This window comes from Pseudomonas sp. ZT5P21, from assembly GCF_054897785.1.
In genome coordinates this window covers 4,251,805-4,267,484 of the sequence record NZ_CM142705.1, presented here as the reverse complement: position 1 = coordinate 4,267,484, position 15,680 = coordinate 4,251,805, and the positions used below count along the sequence as shown (strand labels likewise).

The following is a 15,680-nucleotide window of genomic DNA, read 5'->3' as shown; positions in this document are numbered from 1 at the left end:
AAACCCGGCCGATGTGCCGGGTTTGTCATTTTCAGGCCTCACACAAAACCCTGTGGGAGCGAGCTTGCTCGCGAAGGCGGTGTGTCAGGCAATATTGAGTCGACTGACGCTCCCCCATCGCGAGCAAGCTCGCTCCCACAGTTGATCTTCGGCGTGCCGGGTATCTGATTCGCGGTATCCTGCGCGTTCTGAATACGGACGCTTTTCCATGCTGGTGATTTCCAATAATGTGCATTTGCCGGATGCCGAGATCGAATTGACGGCCATTCGCGCCCAGGGCGCCGGTGGGCAGAACGTCAACAAGGTCTCCAGCGCCGTGCACCTGCGCTTCGACATTCCGGCCTCGTCCTTGTCCGAGTTTTACAAGGAACGGCTGCTGGCGCTACGGGACAGTCGCATCACCAGCGAAGGGGTTTTGATCATCAAGGCCCAGCAATACCGGACGCAGGAGGCCAATCGCGCGGATGCGCTAGAGCGGCTGACCGAGTTGATCCTCAGCGCCACCAAGGTCGAGAAGAAACGCCGTCCGACCAAGCCGACCCTCGGCTCGAAAAAACGTCGACTGGAATCCAAGACCAAACGTGGCAGCATCAAGGCCGGGCGCGGCAAGGTCGATTTCTAGCGCGCTGTCCTTTCTTCACGATACTTCGGCGCCTGCCTGTACAGATAAACGCTGAGCACCAATCCGCTCAAAGCGGCGAGGGCGGCGAACAGGAAGATCGAAGCAAAACCAAATCCGGCCGCAATCGCACCCGCCACCGGCCCGGTAATCCCCAGCGACAAATCGATGAACAGCGAGTAAGCCCCGACTGCCGCGCCACGGCTGGAGGCCGGCACCAGATTCACCGCTTCCACGCCCAACGCCGGGAACACCAGCGAAAATCCGAACCCGCTCAATGCCGCACCCGCCAGTGCCCAGTGGGCATCCGGCGCCAGCCACAGCAGCAACAGCCCCAGAGTTTCCACCGACAGACAGGCAATCGCCACACGAAAACCACCGAGACGGTTGATCAGGTTGCCGAACAGCAATCGCGCACCGATAAAGCTCGCGCCGAACACGCTCAGGCACAGCACCGCGTTGTCCCAGTGTTCCGTGGCGTAATACAGGGTAATGAACGTGGCGATAGTGCCGAAGCCGATCGAACCCAGCGCCAGGCCGCAACCGTGTGGCAGCACGCGCCCCAGCACATGCAAGAACGGCAAGCGTTCACCGACCACAATTGGCGCAGCGGTCTTCGGCCAGGCCAATGCCAGACCCAGTACGGCGAGCAATACGATGCTGACGCCCATGCTCCACAATCCCAACTGACTGACCAGCAACACGCCCAGCGGTGCGCCGACGGCCAGCGCGCCATAGCTGGCAATGCCGTTCCAGGAGATGACTTTGGCGGTGTTCGCGGCACCGACCCGACCGATGCCCCAGCCAATCGAGCCGGAACCCACCAGGCTTTCCGCGCTGCCCAGCACCAGACGACCGATCAGCAGGCTGATGAGACTCAAGATCGGCAGGCTTTGGGTCCAGGCTGAAACCAGCATGAACACACCACTCAAACCGCAACCGGCGAGTCCATACATCACCGCCAGTTTGCTGCCCTTGTTGTCTATGATTTTCCCGGCGTAAGGCCGGCTGAGCAGGGTGGCCAGGTATTGCACGCTGATCACCAGCCCCGCGATCACCGCGCCGAAGCCGAGTTCGCTGTGGACGTAGCCCGGCAACACAGCCAGGGGAATGCCGATATTGAGGTAGCCGATAAAGGTAAAGAGGACGATGGAAACGACTTGCAGCGTGACCGCCAGGGGGCGCTGGTTTTCAGACATGGGTAAAGTCCACGGGAAAGCAGGATAGATAGGCTGCTTATGATAGCGGCGTGAGAGGCCGCAGGCGTGGAAAAGTAAAACTATTTGCCGGGCGGGGGGTGTTTCAGGGCTTGGCGGGAGCGACCAGTTGCGTCGTGACCAGGGCGGCCAAGGCATTCTCTTCACTGCCGAACCGGGCGAGCAACGCGGCCTGTTTTTCGGGGGACAGGCGATTCCAGATGTCGATCATTTTTTCGGCGGTGCCGATCAGAACGCTGGCTTCTGTTGTGGATTCGTCGGTCATGGTATGGAGCTCGAGGTTCAGGCGGTGTGGAAAGCGCATGTTAGCGCTTTCCACACGGTCTGTACGGCGGGTGTTTCAGTCTTCGCTGTCAGCCTTTCGGCGGTCAGTAGCTTCTTTCGGCTCGGGCTGTTGGGCACCGGCTTGTTGCGTGGTCGTCTGCTCAGGTTCGTGCAGGCTTGGGAAGGGGAGATTAGGAATCTCGTGCATAGTCGCGCTCCTCGCAAAGTCTGTTGATAGATCTGGTAGATCCGCGCTTTTAAAAAAGCCTGGGCAGGATACAGCAGGAGAAATGACAAAAAGACTTTTATATCCATTTGTTTCGACGGATGGAGTTGTCTAGACAGGTCTGGAAGAGGGGAGGCAACACTATTTAAATGTGGGAGCGGGCTTGCTCGCGATAGCGGTCGGACAGTCACATTAATATCGACTGTCTAGGCCTCATCGCGAGCAAGCTCGCTCCCACAGGGGACTTGCAGTGCTTGAAGGTTATTTGCAGACTTGGGCGATTGCCTCGGCCAACAGATCCAGGCGCGTCGCATCAATGCCTGCCACGTTCGCCCGGCCAGTACCGACCATATAAACACTGTGGTGATCACGCAGCTGTTTAACCTGATCAGGCGTCAAACCAGTGTAGGAAAACATCCCGCGTTGCACGCCAATGTGCGCAAAGCGCTCGCGCAAACCGTGAGGTTCCAGCGCTTCAACCAGACCGCTGCGCAACTGAGCGATACGCAAGCGCATGGCTTCCACTTCGTCGGCCCAGAGGCTTTTCAGCTCCGGATCGCCGAGGATCGTCGCCACCACGGCCGCGCCATGGTCCGGCGGAGTCGACCACAGGTTGCGGGCGATGTTGGCCAGCTGGCTGCGGATATCCACCAGTTTTTCAGCCGTTTTCGCGCAGACAATCAGCGCTCCCGTACGGTCCCGGTACAGGCCGAAGTTCTTCGAGCAGGAACTGGTGATCAGCACTTCCGGCAGTTCAGCCGCGAACAACCGGGTCGACCACGCATCCTGTTCCAATCCATCGCCGAAACCTTGGTAGGCGAAGTCGATCAACGGCACCAGATCACGATGGCGCACCACGTCCAGCACGCTGCGCCAGTCGTCGTGGGACAGATCGAACCCGGTCGGGTTGTGGCAGCAGGCATGCAACAAAACCACGTCGCCCTTTGGTGCTTCATTAAGCACCGCCAGCATCGCTTCAACATCGAGACGGTTATCGCTACCAACATAAGGGTAATGATTAACCTTGACCCCGGCCGTGGCGAAAATGGTTTCATGAATCGGCCAGGTCGGGTTGCTCAGCCATACGCCACGCCCCGGCAGGCACTGGGCGATAAAGTCAGCACTCAAGCGCAACGCCCCGGTGCCGCCCGGTGTCTGGGTGACGCCGGCCCGTTGTTCGGCGATCAGCGCGGAATCGGCGCCGAGTACCAATTCATTGATGACTCTGCCGAACGCCGGCTCGCCGTGACCGCCGATGTAGGTCTTGGTGGTCTGACGATCCACCAGACGCTGCTCGGCGAGTTTTACAGCCTGGGGAATCGGCGTCAGGCCGAAGGCATCCTTGTAGACGCCCACGCCAAGGTCGAATTTGCGCGGGTTCGTGTCCTGCGCATAGGCCTCCATCAGGCCGAGAATCGGGTCGCCGGGCACTCGACCTATGGCGTCGAAGTGCATTATTTGCGGCCCTCGGCGTCCTTGGCCACTTCGTCAGTGCGCGCGGCCATGATGAAATCGTTGCGGTGCAGGCCCTTGATGGAGTGGCTCCACCAGGTCACGGTGACTTTGCCCCATTCGGTCAGCAGGCCAGGGTGGTGACCTTCAGCCTCGGAGATTTCACCGACCGCGTTGGTGAACGCCAGCGCGTGCTTGAAGTTCTTGAACAGGAAAACCTTTTCCAGCTGCATGACGCTGTCGCGAACTTCGATGTTCCAGTCAGGGATCTGCTTGATCAGGACTGGCAGTTCTTCGTCGCTGACCTGAGGGGCGTCGGCGCGGCAGGCTTCGCAATGGGCTTGGTTCAGAGCGTTCATGGTGTGTTCCTGAATTCGATTCTTGTTGGAAATTACTATCTTTGCGCGCAAGTCGCGAGCGGGATCTGCTCAGGCCGCTTTGGGCTTGGGCGGAAATTTTGGGGCGTGCAACCCCAGCTGCATGCCTTTTTTGACCATGCCCATGATGTCTTCGTGGGCAAGATCGAACAGGCGCTTGAGGTTAGGCAGGACAAAATACAGCGGTTGCAGAATGTCGATGCGGTATGGCGTGCGCATGCATTCCAGCGGATCGAAAGCCTGATGCTCAGGTTCGTCCGACAGGCAGTAAACGGTTTCTTTCGGCGAGGAGAGAATGCCGCCGCCGTAAATGCGCTGGCCTTCGGGGGTATCCACCAGGCCGAACTCGATGGTCATCCAGTACAGACGCGCCAGATAAACGCGTTCTTCCTTGGAAGCCTGTAGGCCGAGTTTGCCGTAGGTGTGGGTGAACTCAGCGAACCAGGGATTGGTCAGCAGCGGGCAGTGGCCAAAGATCTCGTGGAAAATGTCCGGCTCTTGCAGGTAATCCAGCTCTTCGCGGGTACGAATAAACGTCGCCACTGGAAACTGCTTGTTCGCCAGCAATTCGAAAAAAGTCTGGAAGGGAATCAGCGCGGGAACCCGGGCAACTTGCCAGCCGGTGGTTTCACCGAGGACCTTGTTGATTTCGCCGAGTTGCGGAATGCGGTCGTGGGGCAGACCGAGTTTTTCGATACCGTCCAGGTATTCCCGGCACGCACGCCCTTCGATCACTTTCAGTTGGCGAGTGATCAGCGTGTTCCACACCGCGTGTTCTTCGGCGGGGTAGTCGATAAAACCTTGCGCATCGGGCTCGCGAGCCACGTATTGCGTCTGCTTCATGCTGCTCTCCTGCTAGGGGATTTCGTTCTTGTTATGTCCTGCTGTGACCCAGAAATACCTCAAGAATTGCGATGTTGCAGCAGGGGAGTGTCTTGGAACGTAGGAAAATTCGTCGGTTATCGTAAAGTTTTCGTTACGAATTGGCCGCTATGGCGGTGTGCTCGAGATTTTCGGGTTTGAAAAGGCTTGCAGGTGTCACATAATCTTGACGAATAAATGAGCCTCTCAGCAAAAAATACGTTAGAGAGCACTGTAATTACCCAGGTGGGAGCGGGCTTGCTCGCGAAAGCGGTGTGTCAATCACCATCAAGATTGCCTGACACACCGCTTTCGCGAGCAAGCTCGCTCCCACAGGTTGCATGCCTGGCATCAACTCACTTACCGCTTTTTTCGGGCCTTTATATGCGTATCAAAGTTCACTGCCAGAATCGCATCGGCATCCTGCGTGACATTCTCAACTTGCTGGTCGAGTACGGGATCAACGTCGCTCGCGGCGAGGTCGGTGGTGAGCATGGCAATGCGATCTACCTGCATTGCCCGAACCTGATCAACATTCAGTTCCAGGCGCTGCGTCCGAAATTCGAGTCGATTGCCGGGGTCTTTGGCGTCAAGCGGGTAGGGCTGATGCCCAGCGAGCGTCGGCACATGGAACTCAATGCCTTGCTCGGCGCGCTGGAGTTTCCGGTGTTGTCGATCGACATGGGCGGCTCGATCGTCGCGGCCAACCGCGCAGCGGCGCAGTTGCTTGGGGTGCGTGTCGACGAGGTGCCGGGGATTCCGTTGTCGCGTTATGCCGAGGATTTCGATTTGCCGGAACTGGTGCGCGCCAACAAATCGCGGATCAACGGGCTGCGGGTCAAGGTCAGGGGCGACGTATTTCTGGCCGACATCGCGCCGCTGCAATCGGAGCATGATGACAGCGAAGCCATGGCCGGCGCGGTGCTGACGCTGCATCGTGCGGATCGCGTGGGGGAGCGCATCTACAACGTGCGCAAGCAGGAGTTGCGTGGGTTCGACAGCATCTTCCAGAGTTCGAAAGTGATGGCGGCCGTGGTGCGTGAGGCCCGGCGCATGGCGCCGCTGGATGCGCCGCTATTGATAGAAGGCGAAACCGGCACTGGTAAAGAATTGTTGGCGCGAGCCTGTCACCTGGCCAGTCCGCGAGGACAGTCGCCGTTGATGGCGCTCAACTGCGCGGGCCTGCCGGAGTCGATGGCCGAGACCGAGTTGTTCGGCTATGGCCCCGGCGCTTTCGAAGGGGCGCGGGCCGAGGGCAAGCTGGGGCTTTTGGAGCTGACGGCGGGCGGTACGCTGTTCCTCGATGGCGTCGGGGAAATGAGCCCGCGCTTGCAGGTGAAATTACTGCGCTTCCTGCAGGACGGTTGCTTCCGTCGTGTAGGGAGTGATGAAGAGGTTTATCTGGATGTGCGAGTGATCTGCGCGACGCAGGTTGATCTGTCCGAATTGTGCGCGCGGGGCGAGTTTCGCCAGGATTTGTATCACCGCTTGAACGTGCTGTCGTTGCACATCCCGCCGCTGCGTGAATGCCTGGATGGCTTGACGCCGTTGGTGGAGCACTTCCTCGATCAGGCCAGTCGGCAGATCGGTTGCCCGTTGCCCAAACTGGCACCGGCGGCCATGGAGCGGCTCAGTCATTATCATTGGCCGGGTAATGTCCGGCAGCTGGAAAACGTGCTGTTCCAGGCGGTTTCTTTGTGCGAGGGCGGCACGGTCAAGGCTGAACACATTCGCCTGCCGGACTACGGCGTGCGTCAGCCGCTTGGCGATTTCTCCCTCGAAGGCGGGCTGGATGCGATTGTCGGGCGTTTTGAAAAAGCGGTGCTGGAGCGTTTGTATTCAGAGCATCCGAGCAGCCGGCAATTGGGTAAGCGCTTGGGGGTTTCGCATACGACCATTGCCAATAAGTTGCGTGAGTATGAGGTTGGCAAGACTGACTCGTAGCTGACACTTGCTGTGTTGGTGCCCGTGAAAAGGCCGGCACTATCAGCGACAAGGCCATGTCTTGCCACCTATTGGCATAACACCGCCGGTTTTTCGTCTTCGACGCAATCCCCCATTCCCCTCTGAACCCCTCAAGTCCTTTGTTTGCCGGGCCCTGCGCCGCCAGAGAAAAGTTGGTCTGCAAATTGCTTATGGCTCAGCAGTACAGCGGTGGGCGGCAAACGTCCGGCATGCAGAGGAAAGAGTGTGGACAAGTACCTTTATGTGGCAATGACCGGCGCCAGCCAGAATGCACTGGCGCAGAAGGCTCATGCGAACAACCTGGCGAACATCTCCACCAACGGTTTCCAGAAAGACCTGGAGCAGGCCCGTTCGATGCCGGTGTTCGGTGACAGCTTTCCGGCGCGTGCATTTGCCATGTCCGAACGTCCGGCCACCGACTTCTCTGCGGGTGCGCTGGTGCAAACCGGGCGCGATCTCGACGTCGCGGTGCAGGGCAATGGCTGGCTCGCCGTGCAAAACCCCGACGGTGGTGAAAGCTACGTGCGCACCGGCAGCCTGAACGTTGACGCTCTGGGCGTATTGCGCGCCGGCAACGGTATGCCGGTACTGGGCAATGGCGGGCCGATCTCCGTGCCGCCCGAGCAGCAGATCGAAATCGGCGAGGACGGCACCGTCAGCATCCGCGCGATGGGCGAAGGGCCTCGCGTGATGGCGGAAGTCGACCGCATCAAGCTGGTCAACCCGGATTTCAAGAACATGACCAAAGGCCTGGACGGCTCGATCCACACCAAGGACGGCAAGCCTGCGCAAGCCGATGCCAACGTCAAACTGGTGTCCGGGTTCCTCGAGTCGAGCAACGTCAATGCCGTGGATGAAATGACTTCGGTATTGGCCCTGGCCAAGCAGTTCGAGCTGCACATCAAGATGATGAACACCGCCAAAGAAGATGACCAGGCCATGGCTCGGGTCTTGCAGATCAGCTAATTATCAGAACGTCGCGCCGTAAAACAGGCGCACGAGGAGAATCGAATGCTTCCGGCTCTATGGGTTGCCAAAACAGGTCTGTCCGCCCAGGACACCAACCTGACGACCATTTCCAACAACCTGGCCAACGTGTCGACCACGGGTTTCAAACGTGACCGTGCCGAGTTCCAGGACTTGTTGTATCAAATCAAACGCCAGCCAGGCGCCCAGTCGACGCAGGACAGCGAATTGCCGTCGGGTCTGCAGCTGGGTACCGGTGTGCGCATCGTCGGCACCCAGAAAAACTTCAACGCCGGCAGTTTGCAAACCACTGAGCAGCCGTTGGACATGGCCATCGACGGTCGCGGTTTCTTCCAGATCCTGCAGCCGGACGGCACTACCTCTTACACCCGTGACGGCACGTTCCACCTCGATTCCAACGGCCAGATCGTGAACGCCAGCGGTTTCGCGCTGGAGCCGGCCATTGTTATCCCGAACGATGCCCAGACCTTCACGGTCGGTCGCGACGGCACTGTGTCCGTCACCGTCGCTGGTAATCCGGCCGCCCAAGTGATCGGCAACCTGCAAACCGCCGACTTCATCAACCCGGCCGGCCTGCAGGCAGTGGGTAACAACCTGTTCCTGGAAACCGCTGCGAGCGGCGCGCCGCAAGTCGGTACGCCGGGCCTGGCCGGTTTCGGCACCACGCTGCAGAACACCCTGGAAACGTCCAACGTCAGCACCGTTGAAGAGATGGTCAACATGATCACCACTCAACGTGCCTACGAGATGAACTCCAAGGTGATCTCCACCGCCGACCAGATGCTCTCGTTCGTAACGCAGAATCTGTAATCAAGTCTATGAGGCGGCCTTGAGGTCGTCTGCAATACCGTGAGGTAGGGTCATGAATCGCTTTGTATCTGTTCTGGCACTGAGTGGGGCCGTTGTGGTCGCGGGTTGCGTTGCCCCGCCGCCCAAGCCCAATGACCCTTACTACGCCCCGGTGTTGCCGCGTACGCCGTTGCCGGCTGCCGCCAATAATGGCTCGATCTATCAGGCCGGTTTTGAGCAGAACCTGTACAGCGACCGCAAGGCGTTCCGGGTCGGTGACATCATCACCATCACCCTGAACGAGCGCACCCAGGCCAGCAAGAACGCCAACTCGCAGATAGGCAAAAACAGCAAGACCGACATCGGCCTTAGCTCGTTTTTCGGCGGTGGTCTGAGCACCAGTGATCCAGTGGGCAGCGGTAGTCTGAGCCTGGACGTCGGTTACGAAGGTGATCGCGCGACCAAAGGCGACAGCAAGTCCGGTCAGAGCAACAGCCTGACCGGCTCGATCACGGTGACCGTCGCCGACGTGCTGCCCAACGGCATCATCGCCGTGCGCGGCGAGAAGTGGTTGACCCTCAACACCGGCGATGAGCTGGTACGGATTGCCGGTATGGTTCGCTCCGATGACATCGCCACCGACAACACCGTTTCGTCGACACGTGTCGCCGATGCGCGCATCACCTATTCGGGTACCGGTGCTTTCGCCGATGCGAGTCAGCCAGGCTGGTTCGACCGTTTCTTCCTCAGCCCGCTGTTCCCTTTCTAGGTGGTCACGTTGAACTTCAAGCACCTGATCGCGGCTGCGCTGTTGATGACTCTGTCGCTTGGCGCGCAAGCGGAGCGGCTGAAGGACATCGCCAGTATTTCCGGCGTGCGTTCCAACCAATTGATCGGTTATGGCCTGGTGGTCGGCCTTAACGGTACTGGTGACCAGACGACCCAGACGCCGTTCACCCTGCAGACTTTCAACAACATGCTCTCGCAGTTCGGCATCAAGGTGCCGGCAGGTTCCGGCAACGTGCAGTTGAAGAACGTCGCGGCCGTTTCCATCAGTGCTGACTTGCCGGCGTTCGCCAAGCCGGGTCAGCAGGTGGATATCACCGTTTCCTCTATCGGTAACTCCAAGAGCCTGCGTGGCGGCACCTTGCTGCTGACGCCGCTCAAGGGTATCGATGGCAACGTCTACGCGGTCGCTCAGGGCAACCTGGTGGTCGGCGGTTTCGACGCCGAAGGTCGCGACGGTTCGAAGATCACCGTCAACGTTCCGTCGGCGGGTCGCATCCCGGGTGGTGCATCGGTTGAGCGTTCGGTGCCGAGCGGTTTCAACCAGGGCAACAGCCTGACCCTGAACCTCAACCGTTCCGACTTCACCACCGCCAAGCGCATCGTCGACAAGATCAACAACATGCTCGGCCCTGGCGTTGCCCAGGCCATCGACGGCGGTTCGATTCGCGTCAGCGCGCCACTGGATCCGAGCCAGCGGGTCGATTACCTGTCGATCCTCGAAAACCTCGAAGTCGATCCGGGGCAGGCGGTGGCGAAAGTCATCATCAACTCCCGTACCGGCACCATCGTGATCGGCCAGAACGTCAAGGTTTCTCCGGCTGCCGTGACTCACGGCAGCCTGACCGTGACCATCACCGAAGACCCGATCGTCAGCCAGCCCGGCGCTCTGTCCAATGGGCAGACGGCGGTCGTGCCGCGCTCGCGGGTTAACGCCCAGCAGGAAGCCAAGCCGATGTTCAAGTTCGGTCCGGGCACCACCCTCGACGAGATCGTGCGTGCGGTGAACCAGGTCGGCGCGGCACCGGGTGACTTGATGGCCATCCTTGAAGCCTTGAAGCAGGCCGGCGCGTTGCAAGCCGACCTGATCGTGATCTGAGGACGGCGACCATGGATATGCGCAAAGGTGGTTTGGGTGTCGGCAGCAACGATTCGGGTTCCTATTCGGACCTGAACCGGCTGAACCAACTCAAGGTTGGCGACAAGGACAGCGATGGCAACATGCGCAAGGTGGCGCAGGAGTTCGAATCGCTGTTCCTCGGTGAAATGCTCAAGTCCATGCGCAAGGCTACCGACTCGCTGGGTGAGGACAATCCGCTCAACACCCCGGCGGCCAAGCAATACCAGGAAATGTACGACCAGCAGCTGGCCGTTTCCATGTCCCGCGAGGGCGGTGGTATCGGTCTGGCGGACGTGTTGATGCGTCAGATGTCGAAGAACAAACCGCTGGCGCCGGGCGAAGCGGCAACGCTTTCGGCCGCCAAGCAGGAAGCGGCAAAAGCAGCGGCGCAGACGCCAGTGGCGGCCGGCACGGTCGCGACCGATGGGCCGTTGTCGCGGGTCAATGGCCAGCGTCCTTTGTGGGCGTCGCGCGCCATCCATGCGCCGCAAGCCGCAGGCGAGGGCGCGCATCGCAATGACATGCAGCTGATCAATCAACGGCGTCTGGCATTGCCACCGAAACTGGCTGACCGCTTGCTCGCGGGTCTGGTGCCTTCCGCCCCGACGACGGCCGCGACAGTCAACAGAATTCAGCTGCCGGAGCGCAACACGCCTACCGGTTCGGGGCCGTTGTACAACGGCGATTGGCTGGCGAATGCACAAGCGGCATCAAGCGGCGGCCTGCAGATCCATGGTCGTGCCATTGCGCAAATTCCCTTGGCTCCGGCGAAGAAAGCCTTCAGTTCCGCCGACCAGTTCGTCAACACCATGTTGCCGATGGCCAAGGAGGCGGCCGAGCGCATCGGGGTCGATCCGCGTTATCTCGTGGCCCAGGCTGCGCTGGAAACCGGCTGGGGCAAATCGGTCATGCGCGCCCAGGATGGCAGCAGCAGCCACAACCTGTTCGGCATCAAGGCCAGCAGCAACTGGCAGGGCAATTCGGCGCGCGCAATCACCAGCGAATTCAGGAATGGCGCGATGGTCAAGGAGACGGCCGAGTTCCGTTCCTACGACTCTTACAAAGACAGCTTCCATGACCTTGTGACTTTGCTGCAAACCAACAATCGCTATCAAGATGTCGTGAAGTCGGCCGATAACCCAGAACAGTTTGTACGCGAGTTGCAGAAGGCCGGTTACGCAACCGACCCGGACTACGCGAGCAAGATTTCGCAGATAGCCAAGCAGATGACGAGTTACCAGAACTACGCTGCGGCGGGCGTTTCCACCACGCCTTTATAGGCACAAGGATTAAGGTCTGAACCATGAGTTTGCTCAATATCGGGATGTCGGGTCTGGCCGCAGGCCAATCCTCGTTGATGACCACCGGCAACAACATTGCCAACGTCGACACCGCCGGGTACTCACGCCAGCAAACAGTGCAGGGCACCAAGGCCTCGCAGCAGTTCGGCAATGTGTACATCGGCACCGGCACGACGCTGGCCGATGTGCGTCGTGTGTACAACAGCTACCTCGATGCGCAGTTGCAGACCACCACTTCGCTCAACAGCGATTCGGCCGCCTACCTGAATCAAGTCACGCCGCTGGACAAATTGCTCTCCGACACCAGCACCGGTTTGAACGGCGCTCTGACCAAGTTTTTTGCCTCGGTGCAGAACGTCAACGCCAAGCCGGGCGATGACGCTTCCCGCCAGTTGCTGCTCAGCGATGCACAGGCGTTGAGCAATCGTTTCAACTCGGTCTCCACGCAGTTGAACCAACAGAATGCCAACATCAACGGCAACCTGACGAACATGGCGGATCAGGTCAACAAACTGGCCGCTACCGTGGCGCAGTTGAACCAGAAGATCTCCGAGATTTCCAGCTCCGGCGGCATGCCGAATGAACTGCTCGATGCGCGTAACGAAACCGTGCGCCAGCTGTCGACCTTCACCGGTGCGCAAGTGGTAGAGCGTGAAGGCAATCTCGACATTTACCTGGGCAGCGGTCAGCCGCTGGTCATGGGCAACACGGCCAACAAACTTGAGACGGTGCCGAGCAAAGACGACCCGGGCCGCCTGGCGCTACAGCTCAATCGTGGTTCGAGCACCATCGACATCACGTCGATCATGACGGGCGGCGAGATCGGTGGCCTGCTGCGTTATCGCAGCACCGTGCTGGATCCGGCCATGAACGAATTGGGGCGTGTGGCCCTGGTCGTCGCCGATCAGATAAACAGTCTGCAGGCCCAGGGCATCGACAAGAACGGTGACTTCGGTTCGACCCTGTTCAGCAACATCAATTCCGCTGCGCTGGTCTCTCAGCGCAGCGTCGCCAGCACGAGCAACGTGGGCGCCGGCAACTTCGATGTGAGCATCAAGGACACTGGCAAGCTGACCATCAACGATTACAAGGTCACGTTCACCACCGCTACCGATTACATCGTTCAGCGCCTGCCAGACAACACGTCCATGGGCACCTTCAACACGACGCCGCCGGCAACGGCACCGGTCATCGACGGTTTTGAGCTGAAGTTCAACGCGGCTGCTGCTACGGCTGGTGACACCTTCAAGATCACCCCGACCCGCGACGCGGCGGGCACCATCAAGACCGAGATGACCGACTCCAAGCGTCTGGCCATCGCGGCACCCCTGGGTGCGGCTATTGCAGCGAGCGGCAGTGGTAACGGCACCCTGACGATCCCGGCCAGCGGTCAACCGACCCTGACCACCAAGTTCGACATCTACGACGCGGCCACCACCACGGCGATGCAGAACGGCCTGAAAAACTCCACGCCGACCAAGATTGTGTTTGGCGCTGTGTCCGCCGGCGGTACCAGCCAGACCTACCAGTTTCTGGATGCCAAGGGAGGGGTGATCAGCAGCGGCACCATCAAGCCGGGTGAGAGCAACACCCTGAACCTGAGCATTCCGCTCAAGGATGCCACGGGTGCGCCGATCCCGCCTGCGCCTGCTACTCAGTACACCGCTGCATTCAGCATGACCATCGCCGGTGCCCCAAGCAATGGCGCGGGGATCAACATCTCGCTCAGTCAACCGGGGAGCCTGGACAACCGTAACGGCACCGCACTGGCCGGCTTGCAGACCGCGCAAACCGTGGACACCGGCTCGGCCAGCAAAGGCATTTCCCTGAATGACGCTTACGGCAAACTGGTCGAAGGCGTGGGTTCCAAGGCTGCGCAGGGCAAGCTCGACAGCGCGGCGACTGGCGCCATCCTGGCGAATGCCAAGGGCGCGCGCGACTCGCTCTCGGGTGTCGACCTCGATGAGGAAACCGGCAACCTGGTCAAGTATCAGCAGTACTACACCGCGTCTTCGCAGATCATCAAGGCTGCGCAGGAAACTTTCAGCACACTGATCAACAGTCTTTAAGGAGTCGTAGCCCATGCGCATTTCTACCACGCAGTTTTACGAGTCCTCGGCTGCGAACTATCAGAAAAACTTCGCCAACGTGGTCAAGAGCAGCGAAGAGGCGAGCAGCCTGGTTCGCGTCAACACCGCCGCCGATGATCCGGTCGGCGCCTCGCGTCTGCTGCAATTGGGTCAGCAGGCTTCGATGCTTGATCAGTTCTCGAACAACATTACGACGATCAAAGCCACGCTTGGCCAGACTGAAGCGGTAATGACCAGCATCGGCAACGTGCTGCAACGTGCCAAGGAACTGGCCTTGGGTGCCGGCAACGCCGGTTATACCGATTCCGACCGCCAGGCCAACGCCTCGGAGCTGGGGCAGATCGAAGAGCAGTTGTTAAGCCTGATGAACACCAAGGACGAAAACGGCAAATACATTTTCGCCGGTTCCAAGGGCGATACCGTGCCGTTCACGCGCAATACCGACGGTACCTACAGCTATAACGGTGACCAGGTCACGCTGGACCTGCCGATTGGCGATACCCAGTCGATGGCCACCAACAGCACCGGTTGGGCTGTGTTCCAGCAAGCGATCAACACCAGCCGCACGCAGACCACCATGACCTCGCCCACGCCAGTCGTCGATGGCGGTCGTGTGGTGCTTTCCAATGGCCAAGTGGGTTCCGATGTCACCTACAACGCCAAATTCCGCGGGGGCGAACCCTACACCGTGAATTTCCTCAGCCCTACGCAACTGGAAATCCGGGATTCGCTGGGTAACGACGTCACGTCCGAGGCTTCAGGAAATGGCGTGTTCAGTTCCACCAGCGGTGCGGCCACGCAGACGATCAATTTCCGTGGCGTTGATCTGAAGTTGAACGTCAACCTGAAATCGGGTGATGTACCGGCAACCGTGTTCGGCAACAACTACAGTTTCACCCTGGCGGCCAAGCCGGACAGCTTCAATGCGTCCCGCGCTCCAGGCAACGTCTCGACGGAGGTGGTCACCAACACGACAATCGCCAACAGCGCCGCCTACCACGCCAGCTTTCCGGAAGGCGGGGCGATTCTCAAGTTCACCAGTCCCACGGCTTTCGACCTGTATGCCGCGCCTCTGACCGCGAACAGCCAGCCGGTTTCCAGCGGCGTTTTGGCGGGCTCCACTGCAACGGCATCAGGTGTCTCCTTTACGCTGAGCGGGCCGGCGATGGTCGCGGGTGACCAGTTCTCTATCGCCGTCAACACGCACCAGACGCAGAATGTTCTGGACACCGTCAGCCAGCTAAAGACCGCGCTGTCGACACCGACCAACAACGATCCGGTCGCCATTCAGAAATTGAACGCGGCCATCGGCTCGGGCATTGGCAACCTGTCCAGTGGCATCGACCAGTTGACCTCCGGCCTCAGTTCCGTGGGTGGCCGCGGTGCGTCGCTGACGACACAGACCGATATCAATCAGAGCCTGGTGCTGGCCAACACTCAGACCCAGGGGGCGATCCGTGATTCGGACCCGGCCGAGGTGATGACTCGCCTGACCTTGCAGCAAACCATGCTGCAGGCCTCGCAATTGGCGTTCAGCAAAATCGCTCAGTTGGGGCTGTTCAACAAAGTCTGAGTCGAGGCCCTCGTGCTGTTGGCGCGAGGGTTCAAGACACCCGAGTGCAACCG

General features: G+C 59.8%; 15 protein-coding genes. 9 read left to right on the top strand and 6 right to left on the bottom strand.

Going from position 1 to position 15,680, the window contains the following annotated elements; translation table 11 throughout:
- The first annotated feature begins 208 nt into the window (after nucleotides 1-208).
- Entirely contained in the window at nucleotides 209-622 is a 414-nt protein-coding gene (arfB, locus tag ACYZT9_RS19785; RefSeq protein ID WP_462007034.1) for an alternative ribosome rescue aminoacyl-tRNA hydrolase ArfB, read from the top strand.
- Here arfB and ACYZT9_RS19780 read toward each other — a convergent pair.
- From ACYZT9_RS19780 to phhA, 6 genes are all read right to left on the bottom strand, one after another.
- Entirely contained in the window at nucleotides 619-1,818 is a 1,200-nt protein-coding gene (locus ACYZT9_RS19780; protein WP_462007033.1) for an MFS transporter, read from the bottom strand. The two genes, arfB and ACYZT9_RS19780, sit on opposite strands and share 4 nt — an antisense overlap.
- Before the next feature lie 103 nt (nucleotides 1,819-1,921).
- Nucleotides 1,922-2,101: a hypothetical protein gene (locus tag ACYZT9_RS19775; RefSeq protein WP_462007032.1), complete on the bottom strand. Its 180-nt coding sequence runs from the start codon at nucleotides 2,099-2,101 to the stop codon at nucleotides 1,922-1,924.
- 75 nt (nucleotides 2,102-2,176) lie between these two features.
- Entirely contained in the window at nucleotides 2,177-2,308 is a 132-nt protein-coding gene (locus ACYZT9_RS19770; protein WP_462007031.1) for a hypothetical protein, read from the bottom strand.
- Nucleotides 2,309-2,587: 279 nt separating this feature from the next.
- Entirely contained in the window at nucleotides 2,588-3,781 is a 1,194-nt protein-coding gene (locus tag ACYZT9_RS19765; RefSeq protein WP_462007030.1) for an amino acid aminotransferase, read from the bottom strand.
- Nucleotides 3,781-4,137, bottom strand: a complete 357-nt coding sequence (locus ACYZT9_RS19760; protein WP_462007029.1) for a 4a-hydroxytetrahydrobiopterin dehydratase — start codon at nucleotides 4,135-4,137, stop codon at nucleotides 3,781-3,783. The genes ACYZT9_RS19765 and ACYZT9_RS19760 overlap by 1 nt, the downstream gene beginning before the upstream one ends.
- Nucleotides 4,138-4,206: 69 nt before the next feature.
- Complete coding sequence (gene phhA / locus ACYZT9_RS19755) at nucleotides 4,207-4,998, bottom strand: phenylalanine 4-monooxygenase (RefSeq protein WP_462007028.1); 792 nt, start codon at nucleotides 4,996-4,998, stop codon at nucleotides 4,207-4,209.
- A gap of 402 nt (nucleotides 4,999-5,400) precedes the next feature.
- On the opposite strand from phhA, the gene ACYZT9_RS19750 reads away from it, so the two are divergent.
- From ACYZT9_RS19750 to ACYZT9_RS19715, 8 genes are all read left to right on the top strand, one after another.
- A complete protein-coding gene (locus tag ACYZT9_RS19750) occupies nucleotides 5,401-6,960 on the top strand; it encodes a sigma-54-dependent transcriptional regulator (protein ID WP_462007027.1) in 1,560 nt (519 codons plus the stop codon).
- Between the two features lie 246 nt (nucleotides 6,961-7,206).
- Nucleotides 7,207-7,947 carry a flagellar basal body rod protein FlgF gene (locus tag ACYZT9_RS19745; RefSeq protein WP_462007026.1) on the top strand — a complete coding sequence of 247 codons (741 nt, stop codon included), beginning with the start codon at nucleotides 7,207-7,209 and terminating at the stop codon, nucleotides 7,945-7,947.
- Between the two features lie 45 nt (nucleotides 7,948-7,992).
- The gene (flgG, locus tag ACYZT9_RS19740) at nucleotides 7,993-8,778 is read left to right on the top strand and encodes a flagellar basal-body rod protein FlgG (RefSeq protein ID WP_462007025.1); all 786 of its coding nucleotides are present in this window, start codon (nucleotides 7,993-7,995) and stop codon (nucleotides 8,776-8,778) included.
- 52 nt (nucleotides 8,779-8,830) lie between these two features.
- Complete coding sequence (flgH, locus tag ACYZT9_RS19735; RefSeq protein WP_462007024.1) at nucleotides 8,831-9,526, top strand: flagellar basal body L-ring protein FlgH; 696 nt, start codon at nucleotides 8,831-8,833, stop codon at nucleotides 9,524-9,526.
- Nucleotides 9,527-9,571: 45 nt separating this feature from the next.
- On the top strand, nucleotides 9,572-10,642 hold the full coding sequence (locus ACYZT9_RS19730) for a flagellar basal body P-ring protein FlgI (RefSeq protein ID WP_462010263.1): 1,071 nt from the start codon (nucleotides 9,572-9,574) through the stop codon (nucleotides 10,640-10,642).
- An 11-nt stretch (nucleotides 10,643-10,653) separates the two neighbouring features.
- On the top strand, nucleotides 10,654-11,943 hold the full coding sequence (gene flgJ / locus ACYZT9_RS19725; RefSeq protein ID WP_462007023.1) for a flagellar assembly peptidoglycan hydrolase FlgJ: 1,290 nt from the start codon (nucleotides 10,654-10,656) through the stop codon (nucleotides 11,941-11,943).
- Between the two features lie 23 nt (nucleotides 11,944-11,966).
- Nucleotides 11,967-14,033 carry a flagellar hook-associated protein FlgK gene (gene flgK, locus ACYZT9_RS19720; protein WP_462007022.1) on the top strand — a complete coding sequence of 689 codons (2,067 nt, stop codon included), beginning with the start codon at nucleotides 11,967-11,969 and terminating at the stop codon, nucleotides 14,031-14,033.
- Nucleotides 14,034-14,046: 13 nt separating this feature from the next.
- Entirely contained in the window at nucleotides 14,047-15,627 is a 1,581-nt protein-coding gene (locus ACYZT9_RS19715) for a flagellar hook-associated protein 3 (protein ID WP_462007021.1), read from the top strand.
- Nucleotides 15,628-15,680 lie beyond the last annotated feature (53 nt).